The sequence below is a fragment of the Promicromonospora sp. Populi genome (assembly GCF_041081105.1).
Lineage (GTDB): Bacteria > Actinomycetota > Actinomycetes > Actinomycetales > Cellulomonadaceae > Promicromonospora.
In genome coordinates this window covers 3,771,432-3,790,698 of the sequence record NZ_CP163528.1, presented here as the reverse complement: position 1 = coordinate 3,790,698, position 19,267 = coordinate 3,771,432, and the positions used below count along the sequence as shown (strand labels likewise).

Annotated in this window: 19 protein-coding genes; 3 read left to right on the top strand and 16 right to left on the bottom strand. The window is 69.3% G+C overall.

Annotated features, from left to right (window positions below; translation table 11 throughout):
• Window positions 1-47 precede the first annotated feature (47 nt).
• Both AB1046_RS17145 and AB1046_RS17140 read right to left on the bottom strand, forming a co-directional pair.
• The gene (locus tag AB1046_RS17145; RefSeq protein WP_369370504.1) at window positions 48-284 is read right to left on the bottom strand and encodes a YbdD/YjiX family protein; all 237 of its coding nucleotides are present in this window, start codon (window positions 282-284) and stop codon (window positions 48-50) included.
• A complete protein-coding gene (locus tag AB1046_RS17140) occupies window positions 281-2,542 on the bottom strand; it encodes a carbon starvation CstA family protein (RefSeq protein WP_369370503.1) in 2,262 nt (753 codons plus the stop codon). Before AB1046_RS17140 ends, AB1046_RS17145 begins: the two co-directional genes overlap by 4 nt.
• A gap of 140 nt (window positions 2,543-2,682) precedes the next feature.
• Between AB1046_RS17140 and AB1046_RS17135 the strand changes: the two genes are divergently transcribed.
• Entirely contained in the window at window positions 2,683-3,501 is an 819-nt protein-coding gene (locus AB1046_RS17135; protein ID WP_369370502.1) for a CPBP family glutamic-type intramembrane protease, read from the top strand.
• A 17-nt stretch (window positions 3,502-3,518) separates the two neighbouring features.
• Here AB1046_RS17135 and AB1046_RS17130 read toward each other — a convergent pair whose 3' ends face one another.
• The 3 genes from AB1046_RS17130 to AB1046_RS17120 form a co-directional block, all read right to left on the bottom strand.
• Window positions 3,519-4,292, bottom strand: coding sequence for a DUF305 domain-containing protein (locus AB1046_RS17130; RefSeq protein ID WP_369370501.1), 774 nt, complete (start codon window positions 4,290-4,292; stop codon window positions 3,519-3,521).
• A 159-nt stretch (window positions 4,293-4,451) separates the two neighbouring features.
• Window positions 4,452-5,774 (bottom strand): LVIVD repeat-containing protein, encoded by a 1,323-nt coding sequence (locus AB1046_RS17125; RefSeq protein ID WP_369370500.1) that lies wholly within the window; start codon window positions 5,772-5,774, stop codon window positions 4,452-4,454.
• Between the two features lie 241 nt (window positions 5,775-6,015).
• Window positions 6,016-7,476, bottom strand: a complete 1,461-nt coding sequence (locus tag AB1046_RS17120; protein ID WP_369370499.1) for an LVIVD repeat-containing protein — start codon at window positions 7,474-7,476, stop codon at window positions 6,016-6,018.
• A gap of 105 nt (window positions 7,477-7,581) precedes the next feature.
• Between AB1046_RS17120 and AB1046_RS17115 the strand changes: the two genes are divergently transcribed.
• Window positions 7,582-8,355, top strand: coding sequence for a DUF305 domain-containing protein (locus tag AB1046_RS17115; RefSeq protein WP_369370498.1), 774 nt, complete (start codon window positions 7,582-7,584; stop codon window positions 8,353-8,355).
• A gap of 63 nt (window positions 8,356-8,418) precedes the next feature.
• On the opposite strand, the gene AB1046_RS17110 is transcribed toward AB1046_RS17115, so the two are convergent.
• The 5 genes from AB1046_RS17110 to AB1046_RS17090 form a co-directional block, all read right to left on the bottom strand.
• Entirely contained in the window at window positions 8,419-10,659 is a 2,241-nt protein-coding gene (locus AB1046_RS17110) for a beta strand repeat-containing protein (protein ID WP_369370497.1), read from the bottom strand.
• 297 nt (window positions 10,660-10,956) lie between these two features.
• The gene (locus tag AB1046_RS17105) at window positions 10,957-12,108 is read right to left on the bottom strand and encodes an ROK family transcriptional regulator (protein ID WP_369370496.1); all 1,152 of its coding nucleotides are present in this window, start codon (window positions 12,106-12,108) and stop codon (window positions 10,957-10,959) included.
• Between the two features lie 29 nt (window positions 12,109-12,137).
• The gene (locus AB1046_RS17100) at window positions 12,138-13,004 is read right to left on the bottom strand and encodes a carbohydrate ABC transporter permease (RefSeq protein ID WP_369370495.1); all 867 of its coding nucleotides are present in this window, start codon (window positions 13,002-13,004) and stop codon (window positions 12,138-12,140) included.
• Entirely contained in the window at window positions 13,001-13,897 is an 897-nt protein-coding gene (locus tag AB1046_RS17095) for a carbohydrate ABC transporter permease (protein ID WP_369370494.1), read from the bottom strand. Before AB1046_RS17095 ends, AB1046_RS17100 begins: the two co-directional genes overlap by 4 nt.
• Before the next feature lie 7 nt (window positions 13,898-13,904).
• Window positions 13,905-15,311 (bottom strand): ABC transporter substrate-binding protein, encoded by a 1,407-nt coding sequence (locus AB1046_RS17090; protein WP_369370493.1) that lies wholly within the window; start codon window positions 15,309-15,311, stop codon window positions 13,905-13,907.
• Between the two features lie 60 nt (window positions 15,312-15,371).
• Here AB1046_RS17090 and AB1046_RS17085 point away from each other — a divergent pair, with 60 nt between their 5' ends.
• Window positions 15,372-16,673 (top strand): trehalase family glycosidase, encoded by a 1,302-nt coding sequence (locus AB1046_RS17085; protein WP_369370492.1) that lies wholly within the window; start codon window positions 15,372-15,374, stop codon window positions 16,671-16,673.
• A 50-nt stretch (window positions 16,674-16,723) separates the two neighbouring features.
• On the opposite strand, the gene AB1046_RS17080 is transcribed toward AB1046_RS17085, so the two are convergent.
• From AB1046_RS17080 to rpsF, 6 genes are all read right to left on the bottom strand, one after another.
• Window positions 16,724-17,131 carry a type II toxin-antitoxin system VapC family toxin gene (locus tag AB1046_RS17080; protein ID WP_369370491.1) on the bottom strand — a complete coding sequence of 136 codons (408 nt, stop codon included), beginning with the start codon at window positions 17,129-17,131 and terminating at the stop codon, window positions 16,724-16,726.
• Entirely contained in the window at window positions 17,128-17,349 is a 222-nt protein-coding gene (locus AB1046_RS17075; RefSeq protein ID WP_369370490.1) for a hypothetical protein, read from the bottom strand. The genes AB1046_RS17080 and AB1046_RS17075 overlap by 4 nt, the downstream gene beginning before the upstream one ends.
• A gap of 144 nt (window positions 17,350-17,493) precedes the next feature.
• Complete coding sequence (gene rplI / locus AB1046_RS17070) at window positions 17,494-17,943, bottom strand: 50S ribosomal protein L9 (RefSeq protein ID WP_369370489.1); 450 nt, start codon at window positions 17,941-17,943, stop codon at window positions 17,494-17,496.
• Window positions 17,944-17,960: 17 nt separating this feature from the next.
• Window positions 17,961-18,197 carry a 30S ribosomal protein S18 gene (rpsR, locus tag AB1046_RS17065; RefSeq protein ID WP_116673133.1) on the bottom strand — a complete coding sequence of 79 codons (237 nt, stop codon included), beginning with the start codon at window positions 18,195-18,197 and terminating at the stop codon, window positions 17,961-17,963.
• 78 nt (window positions 18,198-18,275) lie between these two features.
• Complete coding sequence (locus tag AB1046_RS17060; RefSeq protein WP_369370488.1) at window positions 18,276-18,827, bottom strand: single-stranded DNA-binding protein; 552 nt, start codon at window positions 18,825-18,827, stop codon at window positions 18,276-18,278.
• 111 nt (window positions 18,828-18,938) lie between these two features.
• Window positions 18,939-19,229 carry a 30S ribosomal protein S6 gene (gene rpsF, locus AB1046_RS17055; protein ID WP_369370487.1) on the bottom strand — a complete coding sequence of 97 codons (291 nt, stop codon included), beginning with the start codon at window positions 19,227-19,229 and terminating at the stop codon, window positions 18,939-18,941.
• Window positions 19,230-19,267: the final 38 nt, after the last annotated feature.

Here is a 19,267-nt window from a genome sequence, read left to right as displayed (position 1 = left end):
AGTTGCCGATCACCTGACCTCTTACCGATCACGCACGCGCCTGCGGCTCAGCAGCAGCGCGCGCCCGGGTTGGCGTCCTGCTCCGCGTAGCGGGCGCGCCAGTACTCCCGGACGGTCGGGAGCGCGGTGTCCGGGTGGGTGCGGCGCAGATGCGCCACGTATCGCTCGTAGTCGCTCTCGCCGAGCACGCCGGTGACGTACCAGGCCAGGGCGCGCCAGCCCCGGCGGACGGCCGCGAGCGCGCCGCCGTCCGCCGTCGGGCCCTGCGCCGGGACCGCACTCACGCGTGCGTCCCCGTCCGGAGCTTCTCCGGGTGCTCCTGGTAGTAGGCGGTCCACTCAGCGGCCACCTCCCGTTCGGCGTCGGTGGGGATGAGGCCCGACGGCGCGAAGGTGGCCGACTTCGAGTCCGGCTCCTCCGTGGTCGGCAGGCCGCCCGCCCGGATCGCCTTGACGCACACCCACAGCGCCACCAGGGCGACGATCAGCACGAGCAGTGCGAACACGATCGACAGGGTGCCCTGCAGGAACGTGTTCCGGATGACCGCATCCATCGCTGCCGGGTCGGCGGCGCTCCCGAACGACTGCTCGCCCGCGTCCCGCGCCTCCCGGAACGCGTTGTGCTGCGCCCAGTACCCGAGGGTCGGCTCGGGCGAGAAGATCTTCTGGTACGACGCCGTCATGGTGACCGCGAGGTCCCACACCAGCGGTACCGCGGGGATCCACGCCCACTTGAGGTAGCCCTTCTTGACCACGACCACCGTGATCAGGGCGAGCGCCATCGCGGCGAGCAGCTGGTTCGCGATGCCGAACAGCGGGAACAGCGTGTTGATACCGCCCAGCGGGTCGGTGACCCCCATGAGGAGGATCGCGCCCCACAGGCCACATACGACGAGCGAGCAGATCCACGCGCCCACCCGCCAGGAGGGGTCACGGAACTTGCGCATCGGGCCGCCGAGGTTGCCGAGCGTGTCGGACAGCATGAAGCGGGCGACCCGTGTGCCGGCGTTGACCGTGGTGAGGATGAACAGGGCCTCGAACATGATCGCGAAGTGGTACCAGAACGCCTGGAGGCTCGCGCCGCCCAGGAACGAGCCGAGGATCTGGGACATCCCGAACGCGAGCGTCGGGGCCCCGCCTGTGCGGGAGATGATCGACTCCTCGCCGACGGCGTCGGCCGCGCCCTGGATCTCCGCCGCGGTGGCGGGCGGGCCCGCCAGACCGAGACCGTTCACGTAGTCCGCCGCGGCGGCCGGCTCGCCGCCGGTGAGCGTCGCGGGGGCGTTCATCGTGAAGTACAGGTGCTGGTCGATCGAGATGGCCGTGACCAGCGCCATGATCGCCACGAACGACTCGGTGAGCATGCCGCCGTAGCCGATGAGCCGCAGCTGGCTCTCCTTCTCGACCAGCTTGGGGCTGGTGCCGGACGAGATCAGGGAGTGGAACCCGGACAGCGCGCCGCACGCGATGGTGATGAACAGGAACGGGAACAGCGAGCCGGCGAACGCCGGTCCGTTGCCCTCGATCGCGAAGCTGGAGACGGCGGGGGCCTGGACGGCGGGCTGCGCCACGATCACACCCACGGCGAGCAGGATGATGGTGCCCACCTTCATGAACGTGGACAGGTAGTCGCGCGGGGCGAGCAGCAGCCACACCGGCAGCACTGACGCGAGGAACCCGTAGCCCACGATGAGCCACGCGACGGTCACCTTGTCGAGCGTGAACATCTCGGCGCCCCAGGTGGTGTCGGCCACCCAGCCACCCGCGACGATCGCGAGGACCAGCAGCACAACCCCGATGATGGACACCTCAGACACCCGGCCCGGCCGGATGTACCTCAGGTACACGCCCATGAACAGGGCGATCGGGATGGTCATGCCCACGGAGAAGACGCCCCACGGCGACTCCGCCAGGGCGTTGACGACCACCAGGGCAAGGACCGCCAGGATGATGATCATGATGACGAACACGCCGATCAGGCCGGCGGCGCCGCCGATCGAGCCCATCTCGTCGCGGATCATCTGACCGAGCGAGCGGCCGCGACGGCGGGTGGACAGCCACAGGACGAGGTAGTCCTGTACGCAGCCGGCCAGGACCGCACCGATGATGATCCACAGGGTGCCGGGCAGGTAACCCATCTGGGCGGCGAGGACCGGGCCGACCAGCGGGCCCGCACCCGCGATGGCGGCGAAGTGGTGCCCGAACAGCACGCGCCGGTCCGTGGGCGCGAAGTCCCGGCCGTTCTCGTGCTCCTCGGCGGGTGTCGCCCGGTCGTCGCGCGGTCGTACAACCTTGTACTCGATCAGCCGCGCGTAGAAGCGGTACGCGACGACGTACGTGCCGACGGCGGCGACCACGAAGTACGCACCGTTGACCGCCTCACCGCGGACGAACGCGACGAGGGCCCACGCGATCGCCGCGACGAGTCCGATGGCGGCGAAGATCAGCTTCTTGGCCGTGGTCATGGGTCTGCGGTCGATGATCGCGACCGGGGGGAGATCCGGGTTGTTCCGGACCAGCTCAACTTGCTCGGGTGAGCGCACAGCGGCCTCCTTGCCGGAGTGGCGGCCCTCTTCACAGAGGGACCGATCCTGGGTGTTTCCTTACTGCGCACAAACACTAGTTGCCCCGGAACGCGAAGTACCAGGCCCGGAGCACCCCGCTCGTGTGGGAGCCTCGTCCCGTGACCCTCACTCTGCCCGCCCCGCTGGTCGGCCCGGCGCGGCTCACCGCCGCCTTTCTCGTCTCGGCGTCGGCGATCCTGCTCTTCGCCATCCACATCCGGCCGGTCGCGTACGTGCCGCTGGTGCTGGGCATCGCGCTGGGTGTGTGGGCCGACCGCGCCCTGGGCCGGGACCTGGCGCTGATCGGCGTCGGCATGGGGATCATCTCGACCATCTCGCTGCAGGCGGACCTGTCCAACGCCGGGATGCTGCGGTTCACGCTCGCGCTCGGCGGGTCCGTGCTGGTGCCCTGGGCGCTGTCCCGGTTCCTGCTGAAGCAGGACACCATCCAGTTTCCCGTCGCGACCGGAAAGCGCTGGGGCCCCGGTCAGTGGATCTACCTCGCCCTCGTGGTGATCATCGGGTACTTCCTGCTGCCGTTCTACTTCCTCGGCTCGGGCGCGTACCTGAACTGGCCGGACCTGGACGGGACGCAGGACATCTGGCGGCTGTTCATCGGTGTGAACGCCGTCGGCATCTGGGACGAGCTGTTCTTCATCTGCGTCGTGTTCGCCCTGCTGTGCAAGCACTTCCCGATGTGGCAGGCGAACATCCTGCAGTCGATGATCTTCGTGTCGTTCCTGTGGGAGCTCGGCTATCGCGAGTGGGGGCCGCTCCTGACCGTGCCGTTCGCGCTGGTCCAGGGCTGGATCTTCGCCAAGTTCAAGTCGCTGAGCTATGTGGTGGCGGTGCACCTGCTGTTCGACGCCGTCGTCTTCGCCGTCCTGGTGCACGGCCACCACCCGGAGCTGTTCAACATCTTCGTGACGGCGCCCTGACGGGGGCGCCGCGGCGCCTAGTTCGTCTGGTCGTTCGTGGACCCCGGGCCGCCGGCCTCGGCCAGCGCGTCGCGGACGTCCTCCACCTCGAGCCGGATGGCGTCGGCCTCGGACTGCGCCAGCGCCTTCGCCTCCGGGTCGGTGCCGCCCGAGATCTCCTCGTCGGCCGGCTGCAGCCCGCCGTAGTGGTGCTCGACGAGCGCGGCCAGCAGCGCGATGTCGAACTCCGACCCGTCAAGCGCGGCGATCCCGTTCACCTGCTCGTCGGTGAGCATGCCGTGGTTGCCGCCCTCGTGCGAGTGCGCGGACGCGGCCGAACGCGGCCCGCTGCCGTCGTCGGGCACCTCGGTGGTAAGGCCGCCGTCGGCCAGGGCTATCGCCTCCGTGCCCGCGGCGGGGACGGGGATGTCGCGGGCCTCCAACCACGCGGCGAGCCCGCGGACGCGGCCCGCCGACGCCTCGCCCACCTCGACCGCGAGGGCGAGCACCTCGTCGTCGGTCGACCGCCCCGGCGCGAGCGCCGTGAGCTGCACGGCCTGCGCGTTGTGCTCGATCGCCACCGCGGCGTAGCCGGAGTCGGCCTCCGTGTACCCCGCGGCCTCCTGCCTGGCCGGGACCAGCACACCGAGCCACAGCAGCAGCGCCAGCACGACGGCGATCCCGCCGGCGAGCACCGCTCCCATGATTCGCAGCCGGCGCCCCAGGTTGTACCCGGACGGCACGGTCCCGGACTCGGGTGTCTTGCCCGACGTCGGGGCGGTCTCCTCGGTCGTCGAGTCCTGGGGCGTCATGTCCGGGAGGCTGCCATACAAACACCCTCGGGCGCCATCACGGAAAACACTGATGTGTCGTGGCAATAGCCCTTTTCCTGGCCATGGCCCGGCACGACGGCGCCTGGGGCACCCTCCGTGTGGAGGATGCCCCAGGCGGTGTAGCGACGTCGGCCCGGATCAGTACCGGTACGCCGTCTGCATCTGCGGGTTCAGGGAGGGCTGCTTGACCCGTTCGGCCCTGCGATCGATCGAGTCGTCGATGTCGAACGTGTCGAACCCGACCGACAGGTCGTTCGAGTACGCGTACCCGTTGTAGTAGTACGTGGACCAGGTGCCGCCGCCGCTCAGGCCCTCGCCGCGGTCGAACCAGGCGACCTCACGCGGGTTGTCCGAGTCGGTGAAGTCGAACACCGACACGCCACCCTGGTACCAGGACTGGACCATCAGGTCTTTGCCCTTGACCGGGATCAGCGAGCCGTTGTGCGCCACGCAGTTCTCGTTCGCCGTGTTGATCCGGGGGATCTTGTAGTAGGAGGCGAACTCGAGCGTCCGCTTGCCGGTCCACGAGCGCTTGATGTCGTAGATGCCGTTGGCGCCCAGCTCCGGCGCGTACTCGCCGGTGCAGGTCGCGAGACCGCCGCCGCCGAGCTCGTCGGTGAAGACCACCTTGGTGGCGTCGTCGTTGAACGTGGCCGAGTGCCAGAACGCGAAGTTCTCCGTGTCCCGCACCTGGCTGATCACACGCGGACGCTCCCGGTTCGAGATGTCCATCAGGATGCCGTCACCCATGCACGCACCGGCCGCCAGGTCGTACTTGGCGTAGGTCGTGATGTCGTGGCAGCCGCTCGTGGCGGAGGCGCCGGGCTCACCCGGGTAGCCGCCGTCCGGGAACAGGTTCGGCGTGGCGACCAGCGTGGCCGCCGTCGGCTTCTTCAGCGGGATCTTCACGATCGAGATGAAGTCGTGCGGCGGCTGGCAGTCCGGGTACGTCGCGTTCGGCGAGTACGAGGAGACGTACGCGTAGAGGTCCCGGCCGTTCTTGGACGGGGCGAGCGAGTGCGTGTGCGAGCCGCAGTCGGTCTCGACGGACTGGACGTACTCGGGGGCGAGCGGGTTGGAGATGTCCCAGACCTTGATGCCCTCCCACGCGGACTCCTCGGTGGCCGGCAGCGACGTCGACGCACACGAGTCGTCGCTGCGCGACGAGTCCGTGGACAGCACCAGGATGTTCTTGTAGACCGAGACGTCATTCTGCGAGCCGGGGCAGTACACCTGCACTACCTGCTCCGGGTTCTCCGGGTCGGACAGGTCGTAGACGGTGAAACCGTCGTAGTTCCCGGCGAACGCATACTTGCCCTGGAACGCGATATCCGAGCCCGTCCCCTGCAACGCGCCGTTCTTCGGCTGGTTGCTCAGGTGAGTGATGTTCGAGGACGCGATCTCGCCCGGCGGAACGTCCGGCTCAGCGACCGAAGCCGCTGCGGGTCCTGCGAGGGCCACCGCTGCAGCGGCAAAGAACGCTGTCAGGGCGACACCAGCGGCACCCCGAGCACGCGATCGGGTAAAGGTTGGACGACGCACGGGCGTCACACCTCCTAGGTCGGTTGAGGCAGTCTCACTCACAGGTACCTCCCAGTACCAGGATTTTTGGCGGGTTTTTACACAGTGGTGACAAATTGCCCCGGGCGACACAAGAGTGCAGGGTGCGCCGGAGCCGGCGCACCCTGCTCGATCGGGCGCGTCAGCGGCCGAACGACTCCTGCATCTGCGGGTTGAGCGACGTGAGCTGCACCCGCTCAGCCTTGCGGTCGATCGAGTCGTCGATGTCGAACGTGTCGAACCCGATCCCGAGGTCGTTCGAGTACGCGTACCCGTTGTAGTAGTACGTGGACCAGGTACCGCCGCCGCTCACACCCGCACCGCGGTCGAACCAGGCCACCTCGCGCGGGCGGTCCGAGTCGGTGAAGTCGAACACCGAGACCCCGCCCTGGTACCAGGACTGGACCATCAGGTCCTTGCCCTTGACCGGGATGAGCGACCCGTTGTGCGCCACGCAGTTCTCGTCGTCCGAGTTGGTGCGGGGGATCTTGTAGTACGAGGCGAACTCGAGCGTCCGCTTGCCGTACCACGTCCGCTCGATGTCGTAGATGCCGTTGGCGCCGAGCGTCGGGCCGAACTCGTCGTTGCAGGTCGCCAGGCCGCCGCCACCGAGCTCGTCGGTGAACACGACCTTGGTCGCATCGTTGTTGAAGGTCGCGGAGTGCCAGAACGCGAAGTTCTCCGTGTCCCGGACCCTGCTGATCACGCGGGGACGCTCTCGGTTCGAGATGTCCATGAGCAGGCCGTCGCCCATGCACGCACCGGCCGCCAGGTCGTACTTGGCGTAGGTGGTGATGTCGTGGCAGCCGGTGGTCTCCGTGTACCAACCACGGTCGTCGCCCTCGTAGCCGCCGTCGGGGAACAGGTTCGGCGTGGCGACGACGCGAGCCGCCGTCGGCGTCCGCAGCGGGACCTTCACGATCGAGATCGTGTCGTGCGGCGGCTGGCAGTCGGGGTACGTCCCGTCCGGGGCGTACGAGGAGACGTACACGTACACGTCCCGCTTGTTCTTCGACGGGACCAGGGAGTGCGTGTGCGAGCCGCACTCGGTCTCGACGGACTGCACGTACTCAGGGGCGAGCGGGTTGGAGATGTCCCAGACCTTGATGCCCTCCCAAGCCGCCTTGTTGGTGGCCGGGAGCGAGGTCGACGCACACGAGTCGTCGCTGCGCGAAGAGTCCGTCGACAGCACCAGGATGTCCTTGTAGACGGAGATGTCGTTCTGGCCGCCCGGGCAGTACACCTGCACCACCTGCTCGGGGTTCTCCGGGTCGGACAGGTCGTAGACCGTGAAGCCGTCGTAGTTCCCGGCGAAGGCGTAGTCGCCCTGGAACGCGATGTCCGAGCCTGTGCTGAGCAGCGCGCCGTTCTTGGGCTGGTTGCTCAGGTGGGTGATCTTCGACGACTCGGTCTCGCCCGGGGGTACGTCCGGGTCGGCCGACGACGTCGTCGACGAGGTGGCCGTGCCCAGCTCAGCCGCGCCGTCGCCGGGAGATGCCAGGCTCGGTGCCGCGACGGCAAGGCTTCCTGCCGCCAGCGTCGCCACGAGGGCGGCGGCAGCGGCGCCACGTGCACGAGATCGGGTAAGGGTAGGACGACGCAAGGGCGTCACACCTCCTAGGTCGGGTTGACGTAGTTTCACTCACAGCGTTCTCACAGCACCAGTAATTTGGGGTGATTCATGAAACTTTCCTGGGAGGATCGCCGCGTGGAGACAGAGATCGAGGTCCGTTCCCCCAAGTCCCGGAGGCCCCGCCCGGTGCGCCGTAACCTCGCGTCTGCCCGACGGCGGTCGTGGTCACCGCGGGCGGTCGCGTTCGGACTGGCCGTGCTCGCGCCGGCTCTTGTGCTGTCCGCGTGCGGGCCCGACGAGGAGCCCACCCCGGTCTCGACGCCCAGCTCCGTCGTCCTGCAGCCGGGGAAGCCAGGCGAGGCGGCCGAGACGATCGCGCCCGAGGACTACGAGGGGGCACCCGCCCAGGCGCCCTTCTCGGAGGCGGACGCCGACTTCCTGACCGACATGATCTGGCACCACAGCCAGGCGATCGAGGTGGCGCAGCTCGCGCCGGAGCGGGCCGCGTCCGAACAGCTGAAGACCTTCGCTACCCGCATCGACGTGGTGCAGGACAGCGAGATCGACCTGATGTCGGGCTGGCTGGAGGAGAACGAGTACCCCGTGCCGGTGACCGTCGAGAGCGGCGACGGCTCCGGCCCGCGCGCTCCCGAGCACGGGCACGACGCCGCGGAGATGCCCGGGATGCTGACCGACGCCGAGCTGGCGGACCTCGAGGACGCGTCCGGGGCTCAGTTCGACCGGCTGTTCCTGGAGGGCATGATCAAGCACCATGAGGGCGCACTCACCATGTGCGAGGAGGTCGCTGCGTCGGGCAGCGAGGAGCGGGTCCTGGAGCTCGCGAACAACATCGCCGCCGACCAGATGGCGGAGATCGACCGCCTGGACCAGATGCTCGCCGAGCTGTGACTTTGCGCTGAACGACAGATCGCCGGGTCGGAGCGCTGCGCTCCGACCCGGCGATCTGTACGGTCAGGCGCGGCGCCGGCCCAGCAGGATCAGGCCCGCGACCGCCAGCAGCAGACCGAGCGCTGCGGCGAGGACAACAACAACGCCGATGGCGCCCAAGGGCGAGCCATCCACACGGGTGCGGAGCTCGCCCGTGCCGTCGGACAGCAGCTCCGTCCCGGACGCCACCTCCGTGGTGCCCGCCACCAGCTGGGCGGAACCGTCGGCGAGCTGCTGCGTGCCGTCGGCGAGGGTCGTTGCACCCGCGGCCAGCGTCTGGGTGCCTTCGTCGAGCGCACCCGTGCCCTGGACCAGCGTGCGGGCGCCCGTGCGAGCCTCCTCGAGCCCGTCGCGGACCTTCACCGAGCCGTCGGCGAGGCGCTGCGACTTGGCGACCTTCGGGACCACACGGTCGCGGACCTCGATGATGCCGTTCACGAGGCGCCCGGACCCGGCGTGGAGCTGTCCCACACCCGAGACGAGCGCCGGCGTGGAGGCGGCCAATGTGGCGCCACCGTCGGCTACCCGTGTCGCGCCGGAGAGCAGCGCGGGCAGACCGCCCTTGAGCTTGCCGGTCCCGGCCGCCAGAGTCGCGTTGCCGTCTGCCACTCGCGTCGCACCGGAGAGCAGCGCAGGCAGACCATCCTTCAGCTGACCGGTCCCGGCCGCCAGAGTCGCGTTACCGCCCGCTACCAGGGAGGCGCCCGCGGCCAAGGCCGGGGTGCTCTGCGCCAGCTGGGTATTGCCTCCGGCGACAAGCTGCGAGCCCGCGACGAGAGTCGAGCTCCCCTCGTACGCCGAACCCACACCAGCGACGTACTGCTGCACACCCGGAGCTAGCTGGTCGAGCCCAGCCTGCAGGTTCGCACTGCCGTTCTTGACCTGCTCCGCGCCCCCGGCCAGTGTGTTCGCGCCGTCAGAGAGGAGATCCAGCCCGCCGCCAAGCTGTCGCACACCGGCAGACACCCCGGCCGTACCGCCGGCCACCTCAGACGCGCCAGTCGAGACCCTGGATGCACCGGTAGACAGCGTGCCCAATGAAGCGGCGAGACCGGAGGCTCCAGCCTGCGCCTGCTCGGCACCGGCCTTGACCTGACCAGCACCGGTGGCGAGATTGCCCGCGTCTGCGGCAAGCATGTGAAGCTGCGCCTTGAGCGTCGGATCATCGGTGGCGTCGGCGAGGCTCGTGAGCTGCGCCTTGAGGGCTTGGTTGCCACCCTGCACATTCTGCGCCCCGGAGACAAGGCCACCGATGCTTCCGGCCAGACCGTCCGCACCGTTCTTCGCAGCGGAGACGCCGCCGGCCACTGATGCGGCACCGTCGGCCACGCCCTCTGCCCCGGTCGCGACAGCCCCGGCCCCGGCTACGAGCTCGGAGGCACCGGCATTGAGCTGCCCAAGGCCACCGGCGACCTGGTCGGCCCCGGCGTCCAGCGCTGCAGCACCAGACTTGAGGGCGCCCGCGCCCGCCTGGAGCGTAGAAACGCCACCCAGGATCGTGCCGTTGTTCGCCGCGAGCTGCGACAGACCGTTGTTCAAGGTCTGGCTGCCGACGTAGACCTGTGCCGAACCGTCGGCGAGCTGGGCGGCGGCGGCGTCAACCCGGGCGGACCCTGTTGCCACTTCCTGCGAGCCCGAAGCCAGGCTGCGGGCACCCGCGTTCAGCGGGGTCACACCGTCCCTCACCTTCGCGACGCCGGCCCGCAACTCACCAGACCCGGACGCAAGCTGACGCGCACCCGCGTCCAGCGGGGTCACACCGTCGCTGACGGTTCCGATGCCCGCCTGCACCAGGGCAGACCCGTCCGCGAGCTGCCCTGCCCCGTCGGCCAGTACCGGGGCCCTGTCGTTCAACGTGCCCAGACCTGCCTGAAGCGTCTTGGATCCATCAGTGAGCAGCAGCGACGCGTCGGCCAGGTCGGAGACGTCCACCGCGGTCTCCGCGGTGCCGTCCGCGATCAGCTTCGATCCGTCGTGCAGCTTGATCACGCCCGCGCGCAGCTCCGCGGCTCCCTCGTCGAGCTGTCCTGCCCCGTCCGCGAGCGCCTCGACGCCCGGCACCACGTCGTCCTGCACACCGCTGTTGAGTTCGGTGGCGCCAGCCCCGAGGTCGCCGACGCCGGAGACCAGGTCGGCCTGGACGCCGTCGTTCAGCTGGCCCGCGCCGTCGGCCAGCCGGTCGGCACCGGCGGCGACGCTGCCCTGGAACACCAGCATGAACGTGGTGGCCAGCAGGGCGCCGGTGAGCAGCATGGCGACACCCACTGCCGTGAGGATCGTGGGTATTGGGCCTGATCGTGGCGGTCGGGATGCATGAAGCTGCGTCATAGGTCTGCCTCTCGCTCCGGGGCTTCCTCGCCCGCGGAAGTTGTTGGACCGGCGCCGCTGACCGCCGGGCTCGCCGCCGTTGGCGAGCAGGATGCCCGTCATGGCGGGCGTCTGCGCCCGAACGTACCGGGCGCACGAGCGTGCGGAACCCTTCTATTGATCACAACTCAGTAAAGCGGCAGAAGATCACCCGCTCCGTCCCACGTGGGGCAGCGCCGGTGGGTGGGGACGCCGTCAGCCCAGCCGCGCGTCGACCGCATCGGCCGAGAACCGGTCGTCGACGGCGACCCGCGCGAGCCCGATGAGCACGGCGTCCGACCCCAGCACGGCCGACCGGATCCGCAGCCGCGCCGTCGCCCGCGGCTGCGCCCCCGCGTACACGCCCGCGCGGATCCCGGCGATCATCGTCGGCACCGCCAGCTCCCCGGCCACGACGAGGTCGGCCGGGTTGAGCACCCCGACCACCACCGCCAGGACCCGTCCGATCAGCTCGGCGGCGCGGTTCAGCTCCGCCGTCACGAGCGGGTCCCCGCGCTCGGCGAGCGCCAGCAGCTCCGCGAGCGAGCCGACGTCGGACCCCGCCTCCTGCAGGCGGCGCAGCAGCGCCGCGCCGCCTGCCTCGGCGGCGAGGCAGCCCCGCCGGCCGCACCGGCAGACGGCGTCGCCGCCGACGTCGATGTGCCCGATGTCGCCCGCGCCGCCGTCGGCCCCGCGGAACGTGCGGCCGTCGACGACGAGCCCTGCTCCGAGGAACCTGGACACCTTGACCAGCACGAACGGCTGCGGCCGGTCGGGCGCGGCGTCGAGCTCGGTGAACTCGCCGTACGCCATCGCATCGGCGTCGTTCTCGAGGTGGACCGGTACGTCGAACCGCTCGCGCACCGCCTCCACCACAGGCCACGCGCCCCAACCCGGCATGACTGGCGGGTCGGACAGGCGGTGGTCGCGTGGGTCCACGGGTCCCGGCACGGACAGCGCCACCCCGCCGACTGCGCCCGGCTTGAGGTCGGCGTCGGCCAGGAGGGCGTCGAACGCGTCCAGCAGATGCGGCACGACGGCGGCAGGCCCGGCCGTGAGGTCCACGGCCAGGGGCGCGCGGGCCAGCAAGGCCCCGTGCGGGTCGACGATCGCCACCTCGCCCCCGTCCAGCTCCAGGGCCGCGGCGAGCACCAGCGAGTCGGACGGGTCGAACACGAACCGCTCCGAACGCCGTCCGCCGGTGGCTCCCGCGTCACCCGCCGCGCGAATGATCCCCGCGGAGACGAGCGCGTCGATGCGCTGTGCCACGGTGACCCGCGACAGCCCCGTCACCTCCAGCACCTGGATACGGGTGGTCGCCCGCCCGGTCCGGATGAGCTGCAGGATCTCGCCCGCGCCTGCTGCCACTTGTGTGCCTCAGTTCTGGTCTGGCTCGACTAACCCTTGTCGGCGCCGGCGGTCAGCCCCTCGGTGAGAGCGCGCTCGGCCACCCCGTACAGAATCACGATCGGCACCGTGAGCAGCACGCTGCCCGCCATGAGGACCGTCTTGGACACCTCCTGCCCGTCCGCCAGGCGCGTCAGCCCGAGCGACACCGTCCACAGATCCTGCTGGGCCGAGAGGAACAGGAGCGCGAACAGGAACTCGTTCCACGCAATCATGAACGAGTACAGCGCGGTCGACATGATGGTCGGCATCGCGAGCGGCACGGTGATCCGGGTCAGGATCTGCAGCCGCGAGGCGCCGTCGATCACAGCCGCCTCGTCGATCGACTCCGGGATGCCCATCAGGTAGTTGCGCAGCATGTGCACCGAGACCGGCACAGTGAGCGCGATGTACGCGATCATGAGCCCCACCAGCGAGGATCCGAGCCCCAGCACCTGGAACCCGACGAACACCGGCACCGCGATGATGATCGTCGGGAACAGGTACACGGCCAGGAACAGCCACGAGACCTGCCTGCGCCCCGCGAACCGCAGGCGCGTCAGCGCGTACGACGCCGGGACCACCAGCGCGACCGTCAGCGCCGAGGCTCCCACGGCGACCAGCGCGGAGTTGCGCATGAACCGCGCGAACCCGTACCCGCCGTCCTCCTCCGAGGCCAGCACCTCGCGATACGTCTCGGTGGTGATCCGGTCCAGCGCCGGCAACACCCGCAACGGCTCGCGCAGCAGGTCGTCGATCCGTACGAAGCTCAAGGACAGCATGTACAGGAACGGCACCACGGTGGCGACGACGAGCGCCACGATCACGACGACGCGCAGCACCCGCAGCACGCCGCTCTGGACGGTCACGGTGCTCATCGTTCCTCCCTCTGCCGGGCCGTCAGGCGCAGGTAGATCGCCAGCGCCACACCCAGGAACACGGCCATCACCGCGGCGGTCGCGCTCGCGCCGCCGATGTCGCTCGACCCGGTGAGCTGCTCGAACACCCGCACCGAGGCGACCTGGGTGCCGGCGGCGCCACCGGTGAGCAGGTAGACGTCGTCGAACTCGTTGAAGGCCATGACCATGCGGAACAGCACCAGCAGCGCGACCGTGGGCAGGAGCTGCGGCAGGATCACGAACCAGAACTTCTGCAGCGGCGTGGCGCCGTCGACCACCGCTGCCTCCTCGATCTCGCGGCTGAGGCCCGTCAGGGCCGCCCCGAGGAACATGAACGCGAACGGGAAGTACCGCCAGATGTCGTAGACGATGACGGTGATCAGCGCCGTGGGTGCGGCGCTGAGGAAGTTCACCGGGTGCTCCCACCCGAGCACCTGCGTGCCGAACGCGTTCACCACTCCGTACTGCGGGTTCAGCGCCACCTGCCACACGAACGTGGTGGCCACCACCGGCGCGACGTACGGGAGCAGCATCACCGCGCGCAGCGGCGCCCGGAACCGGAACCGGTCCCGGAACGCGAGCGCGGCCACGAGGCCTACCGTGATGGAGCCGACGGTGGTGGCCACCGAGTACTCGACGGTGGTCAGCAACGCCTGCCAGAAGGCGGGCGCCGCGACCACGTCGGCGTAGTTGTCGAGCGTGAGCTCGTTGAACAGGCCGTTGCGAGCCACATCCACGTACCGCGCGTCCTGGAACGAGAGCACGACGGTCCACACGATGGGGACCACGATGATCGCGGCCACCACGAGCACCACCGGCGTGACGAAGGTGATCCCGTCCCGGTTCTCGTGCCCCCGCAGCTTCGACGCCATACCGGGGTCAGTCTCGTCCGGCGATCTCGGCCACGGCCTCCTGCATGGTGGTCTGTGCCTGTGCGGCGTCGGTGCTGCCCGAACCGAGGTCGGCGGCCGCCTTCGCCAGCGGCAGCTCGCTCGTGATCGGGCCGAGGATCGCGCCCTGGCCCTGCGGCAGCGCCCAGCGGTCCGCCGACTCGGGGGCAGCGGCCAGGGTGTTGGTCACCTCGGCGGGCCAGACGTCGGAGAACGTCGCCCTGGTGTCGACGCCGATCTGCAGCTCGGACCAAGCGTCCGAATACTCGGTCGGGTTGTCCGCGGTGCCGGTGCGGACGGGCACCTTGCCCTCGGGGGCCATGGACAGCCAGTCCACGTAGGCGTCCGACATCATGTACTCCACGAAGTCCGTGGTCTCCGGGTCCGCGCCGTCGGTGATGCCCCAGGACACGAACTCGACGTACCCGGCGGCGTCGCCGCCGGCGGCGGACGGGCCCTCCACCACCGGGACCACAGCGGTGTTCTCGGCGAGCCAGGCCGGGTCGTCAGCACACTCGTCGCACGACGGCGTGAACTCCTCGCGCAGGCCGGCCATCTCGTCCAGCAGGAAGGACGACCAGACGACCATCGCCGCCTGCCCGGCGAAATAGGTGGACCGCGTGGACTCGACGCCCTGCGTGCCCTCGGGCGAGAACTCGGCGGCCAGGGCCGCGTAGAGCTCGATCGTCTCGGTGCACTCCGGGCTGTCGAGGGTCGCTTCGCCGGCGTCGTCCACAAGCTCGCAGCCGTTGCCCTGCGCCAGGAACTCGAGGGTCTGCTGCGTGAACGGGTCGGCCGCGTCCGTGGCCAGCGTGATCCCGTACCGGCCGTCGGTCGACAACTGCTCGGCGGCCGCGCGCAGGTCGTCGTACGTGGTGGGCGGCTCCAGGCCCGCCGCCTCGAAGAGGTCGGTGCGGTAGTAGACCATCATCGGCCACGCATCGGACGGCACGGCGAGCAGCTCGTCGCCGTCGCTGCTCAGCTCCAGGGCCGACGGCGTGAACGTGTCCGCGCCGAGCGCCTCGACCACCGCTGCCGCCGCGTCGCGGTCGAGGTAGCCGTCCCGGTCGAAGGACCGGACCAGCCCGGGGCTGATGGCGTTGACCACGTCCGGCATGTCGTCCCCGGAGAGGGCCGCGGCGGACAAGAGCTGGGAGACCTGGTCCTCCTCGACCGGAACCAGCTCGGTCTCGATACCGGCTTCCTCGGCCCAGGCGTCCATCGCGGCCTGCTGGATCGCGAGGCGCTCGGGCTGGGTCTCGACGGTCCAGACGGTGACCGTGCCGTCGGACTCGGGTCCGCCGCTACCGCAGGCGGTGAGGGTGAGGATCGTGGCCGCGGCCGTCGCCGCCGCGATCGTCAGGCGGGCCGCGGCCGCCCGGTTGTGCCGGAGCATGGCGTCTCCTCGTCATCGAGTGAGTAGATCTGGCACTTATGTCTAGCCTACTGTCGAAAGATGCACAAGGACTTGGAGGAAGATGTCAGCGCCGCCGCCCGCGTCCTGGAGAGCAACTGGACCGGCCGGTACACCGTGCCCGCCACGGGGCTGTACCCGCACCAGTGGAGCTGGGACTCGGCGTTCGTCGCGATCGGCACCCGGCACCACGAACCGGCGCGCGCCCGGGCCGAGCTGGTCACGCTGCTCGACGCCCAGTGGGCCGACGGGCGTGTGCCGCAGATCGTCTACGACATCGGGCGGGACGACGACTACGCGCCGGGGGCCGACTTCTGGCAGGCCCCCACGTCCGGGCTGGTCCAACCTCCCGTACACGCGTGGGCGGCCTGGCTTGTGCACTGCGCCGACCCGGCCGGCTCCGCGCACGAGGGGTTCCTCGCACGCGTATACCCCCGGCTCGCTCGCTGGCACGAGTACCTGCACGTCCGGCGCGCAGGCGACGTCGGACTGCCGATAGCGAAGCACCCGTGGGAGACCGGAACCGACAACTCGCCCCTGTGGGATGTCGCACTCGAACGGGTCCCACCGGAGGCACGCACCTCCATCCTACGGCCGGACCTCCAGCACGCCGGGTCCGGTGAGCGCCCCGGGAACCGCGACTACCGGCGCTACTACCGCCTCGCCGAGGCCTACCGCGACGCTGGCTGCGCCGACGACGTCCCGATCGGCTTCGCCATGGTCTGCCCTCTGTTCAGCACGCTGCTAGCGGTCTCGGAGCTGGCCCTGGCCCGCATGGCGCAGGCGCTGCCCGACGCAGGGTGTGCCGCGCCGTCCGGCCACCGGACCGATACGCACGAAGCGGCTGCCGCCCGTGTGATTGCCGCGATGGACAGGCACCTTTGGGACGAAACGCTCGGGCTGTACGTGGCGCTGGACGACACCACTGGCGAGCAAGTCCGCCGGGCGACGGTGAATGGCCTGGTCCCGTTGCTCCTGGCGAAACGAGCGACGACCGAACGGTCAGAGCGGATGCTCGCAACTCTCACCGGCCCCGGGTTCCTCGGGGGCGGAACGTTCCTGCCGAGCGTCTCGCGCGAGGATCCAGCGTTCGACCCCGCCCTGTATTGGCGGGGACCCGCCTGGTTCAACACGACGTGGCTGCTGCTTCGCGCCGTCCGAGCGCTAGACCGGGACGATCTGGCCCCCCGCCTGCGGCAGCACTTCGCGCTCGCAGCGGCGGAGGGCTTCCCCGAGTACTTGGATCCCGACACGGGAACAGGCCGCGGGACCCGCCAGTTCTCCTGGACTGCGGCACTGACCCTGGACGTGCTGCTCGCCGACGAGTCAGGCCTCCTGAGGTAGCCGTAAGCACTGACGGTAGTCCGCAGACGCTGTCACCCGAGCCCCTCCTGCTAGCGGTGCCCGTAGACGACGAGGCCGCGAAGGCGCGCCTTCGCGGCTAGCTGCGCATCAAACGTCGCCAATGGCAGACCCAGCCGATCAGCGGTTGCCAGGACAACAGCGTCAGGCATGCGCAGGCCGAACGCCCGTGCAGCAGCCATCTGGATAGCGCTCGGACCATCTCCCGGTCCGACCTCTGCGAAACCCGCGCGCCAAAGGACCTTCTCCAGTCGCAGCACTTCTTCCAGCCCAGCTTGCCGAGCCGGTCCTGCGTACACCTCAGCCAGCGTCAACCTGTGCAGATACTTGATCTCATCAGCGTGCTCGCCGAGCAACGCGATCGAGGACTGGTGAGAGGCGTTAGACGGTGCGACGGCTGAGATGACGACATTGGCGTCAACGACGATCGCCTGGCTCACTCCGGCCATCCATCACGGACCTCGTCGAGATATCCGTCCGGGTAGTAGCCGGCGAACTGCGAGAGCTCGTCGAGCGCCGCCAGTCGCTCCTGCCGCGAACGCTCGATCTCCTGAGCATGCTCAACCACCATCGACGTGATCAACGGGCCGCCATCCAGACCTGACGTCGCACGGCCGACATCCATCGCGTGCGCAAGAGCGCCCGTCTCGGTAACCATGATTCGTCGTCTCGTCGTGGGCATAACTCAATTGTTGCACTCGGATCCAATCGGTGCAACACCCTGCGAGATGGTCTGGAGACGCGAGAGGGCCGCGGCCCCCATCGGGAACCACGGCCCACTCACGGTCAACCGAGCCGAAGCTCAGTCGGCGACGACCTTCACGCCGATCTTGGCCGACACCTCAGGGTGCAGGCGGATCGACACGGTGAAGTCACCGAGCGTCTTGATGGACTGCCCGATCTCGATCTTGCGCTTGTCGACGGACGGGCCGCCGGCGGCGGAGACCGCACCGGCGATGTCCGCCGTGGTCACCGCACCGAACAGACGGCCACCAGGGCCGGCGTTCGCCGCGACGACGACGGGCTTCGCGGACAGCGAGGCGGCAAGCGCCTTCGCGTCGTCCAGCGAGGCGACCTCGCGGCTCTTGCGAGCCTTACGGATCGCGTTGATGTCGGACTCGGCACCCTTGGTCCAGGGCGTCGCCAGCGAACGCGGGATGAGGAAGTTACGGGCGTACCCGTCCTTCACCTCAACCACGTCGCCGGGCTCACCCAGGCCGGTCACCTCGTGAGTCAGGATCAGCTTTGCCATTGTTCTCGATCCCTTCCTCAGCGAGCCGTCGACGTGTACGGCAGCAGGGCCATCTCGCGGGCGTTCTTCACGGCCTTCGCGATCTGGCGCTGCTCCTGCACGGAGACGCCAGTGACGCGACGGGCGCGGATCTTCCCGCGGTCGGAGATGAACTTGCGCAGCAGCGCCGTGTCCTTGTAGTCGATGTTGTGGATCTTCGCTGACTTCAGCGGGTTGATCTTCTTCTTGGGCTTACGCACCACAGGCTTTGCCATGGTGTTGCTCCTTTGTCAGGTGCTGCCCACCCGGCCTGGCGGGCCGTGCGAGCAAAAAATGTGAACTGGGGGTAGCGATTAGAACGGCGGGTCGTCCGAGAACGAACCACCGGACGACGCCGGGCCTGCCGTGGCCCACGGGTCGTCATTGCTCTGACCGCCACCGGACGAGCTGAATCCTCCGCCGGAGCCGCCGCCCTGCTGGGCGCCGCCCCCGCCGTTGAAGCCTCCACCGCCGCCGCCGAAGCCGCCGCCACCACCGGACCGCTGGGCCCGGGTGACCTTGGCCGTGGCGTAGCGCAGGGACGGACCAATCTCGTCCACCTGCAGCTCTACGACGGTGCGCTTCTCGCCCTCACGAGTCTCGTAGGACCGCTGGACCAGGCGACCCTGCGCGATGACGCGCGTGCCCTTGGTCAGCGATTCCGCGACGCTCTCCGCGGCCTCACGCCAGATCGAGCAGCGCATGAACAGGGTTTCCCCGTCCTTCCACTCGTTGCTCTGGCGGTCGAAGGTGCGCGGGGTCGACGCCACCGTGAAGTTGGCAACCGCAGCACCTGAAGGGGTGAAGCGCAGCTCCGGGTCCCCGGTGAGGTTCCCGATCACTGTGATGACAGTTTCACCAGCCATGCCAATTCCTCGATTCAGTCGACGTTCCGTACGCGGTATCCGGGTTCGCGGTGAATGCAACCACGAACCACTGACACTCGCGCGGGCGCAAGAGGGTTCAGTTCCGACGACTCACTTGTCGCCGGTGCGCAGGATCTTGGTCCGGAGCACGACCTCGTTGAGGCCGAGCTGACGGTCCAGCTCCTTGGCGGTCGCCGACGTCGCGGTGAAGTCGACCACGGCGTAGATGCCCTCGGACTTCTTCGTGATCTCGAAGGCAAGACGGCGGCGCCCCCAGATGTCCACCTTGTCGACGGTGCCACCCTCGGTCGTGATGACCGACAGGTACTTGTCGAGCGACGGGGCAACGGTGCGCTCCTCGACCTCCGGGTCCAGGATCACCATCAGTTCGTACTGACGCATGTGTATACCCACCTCCTCTGGTCTCAGCGGTCACGGTC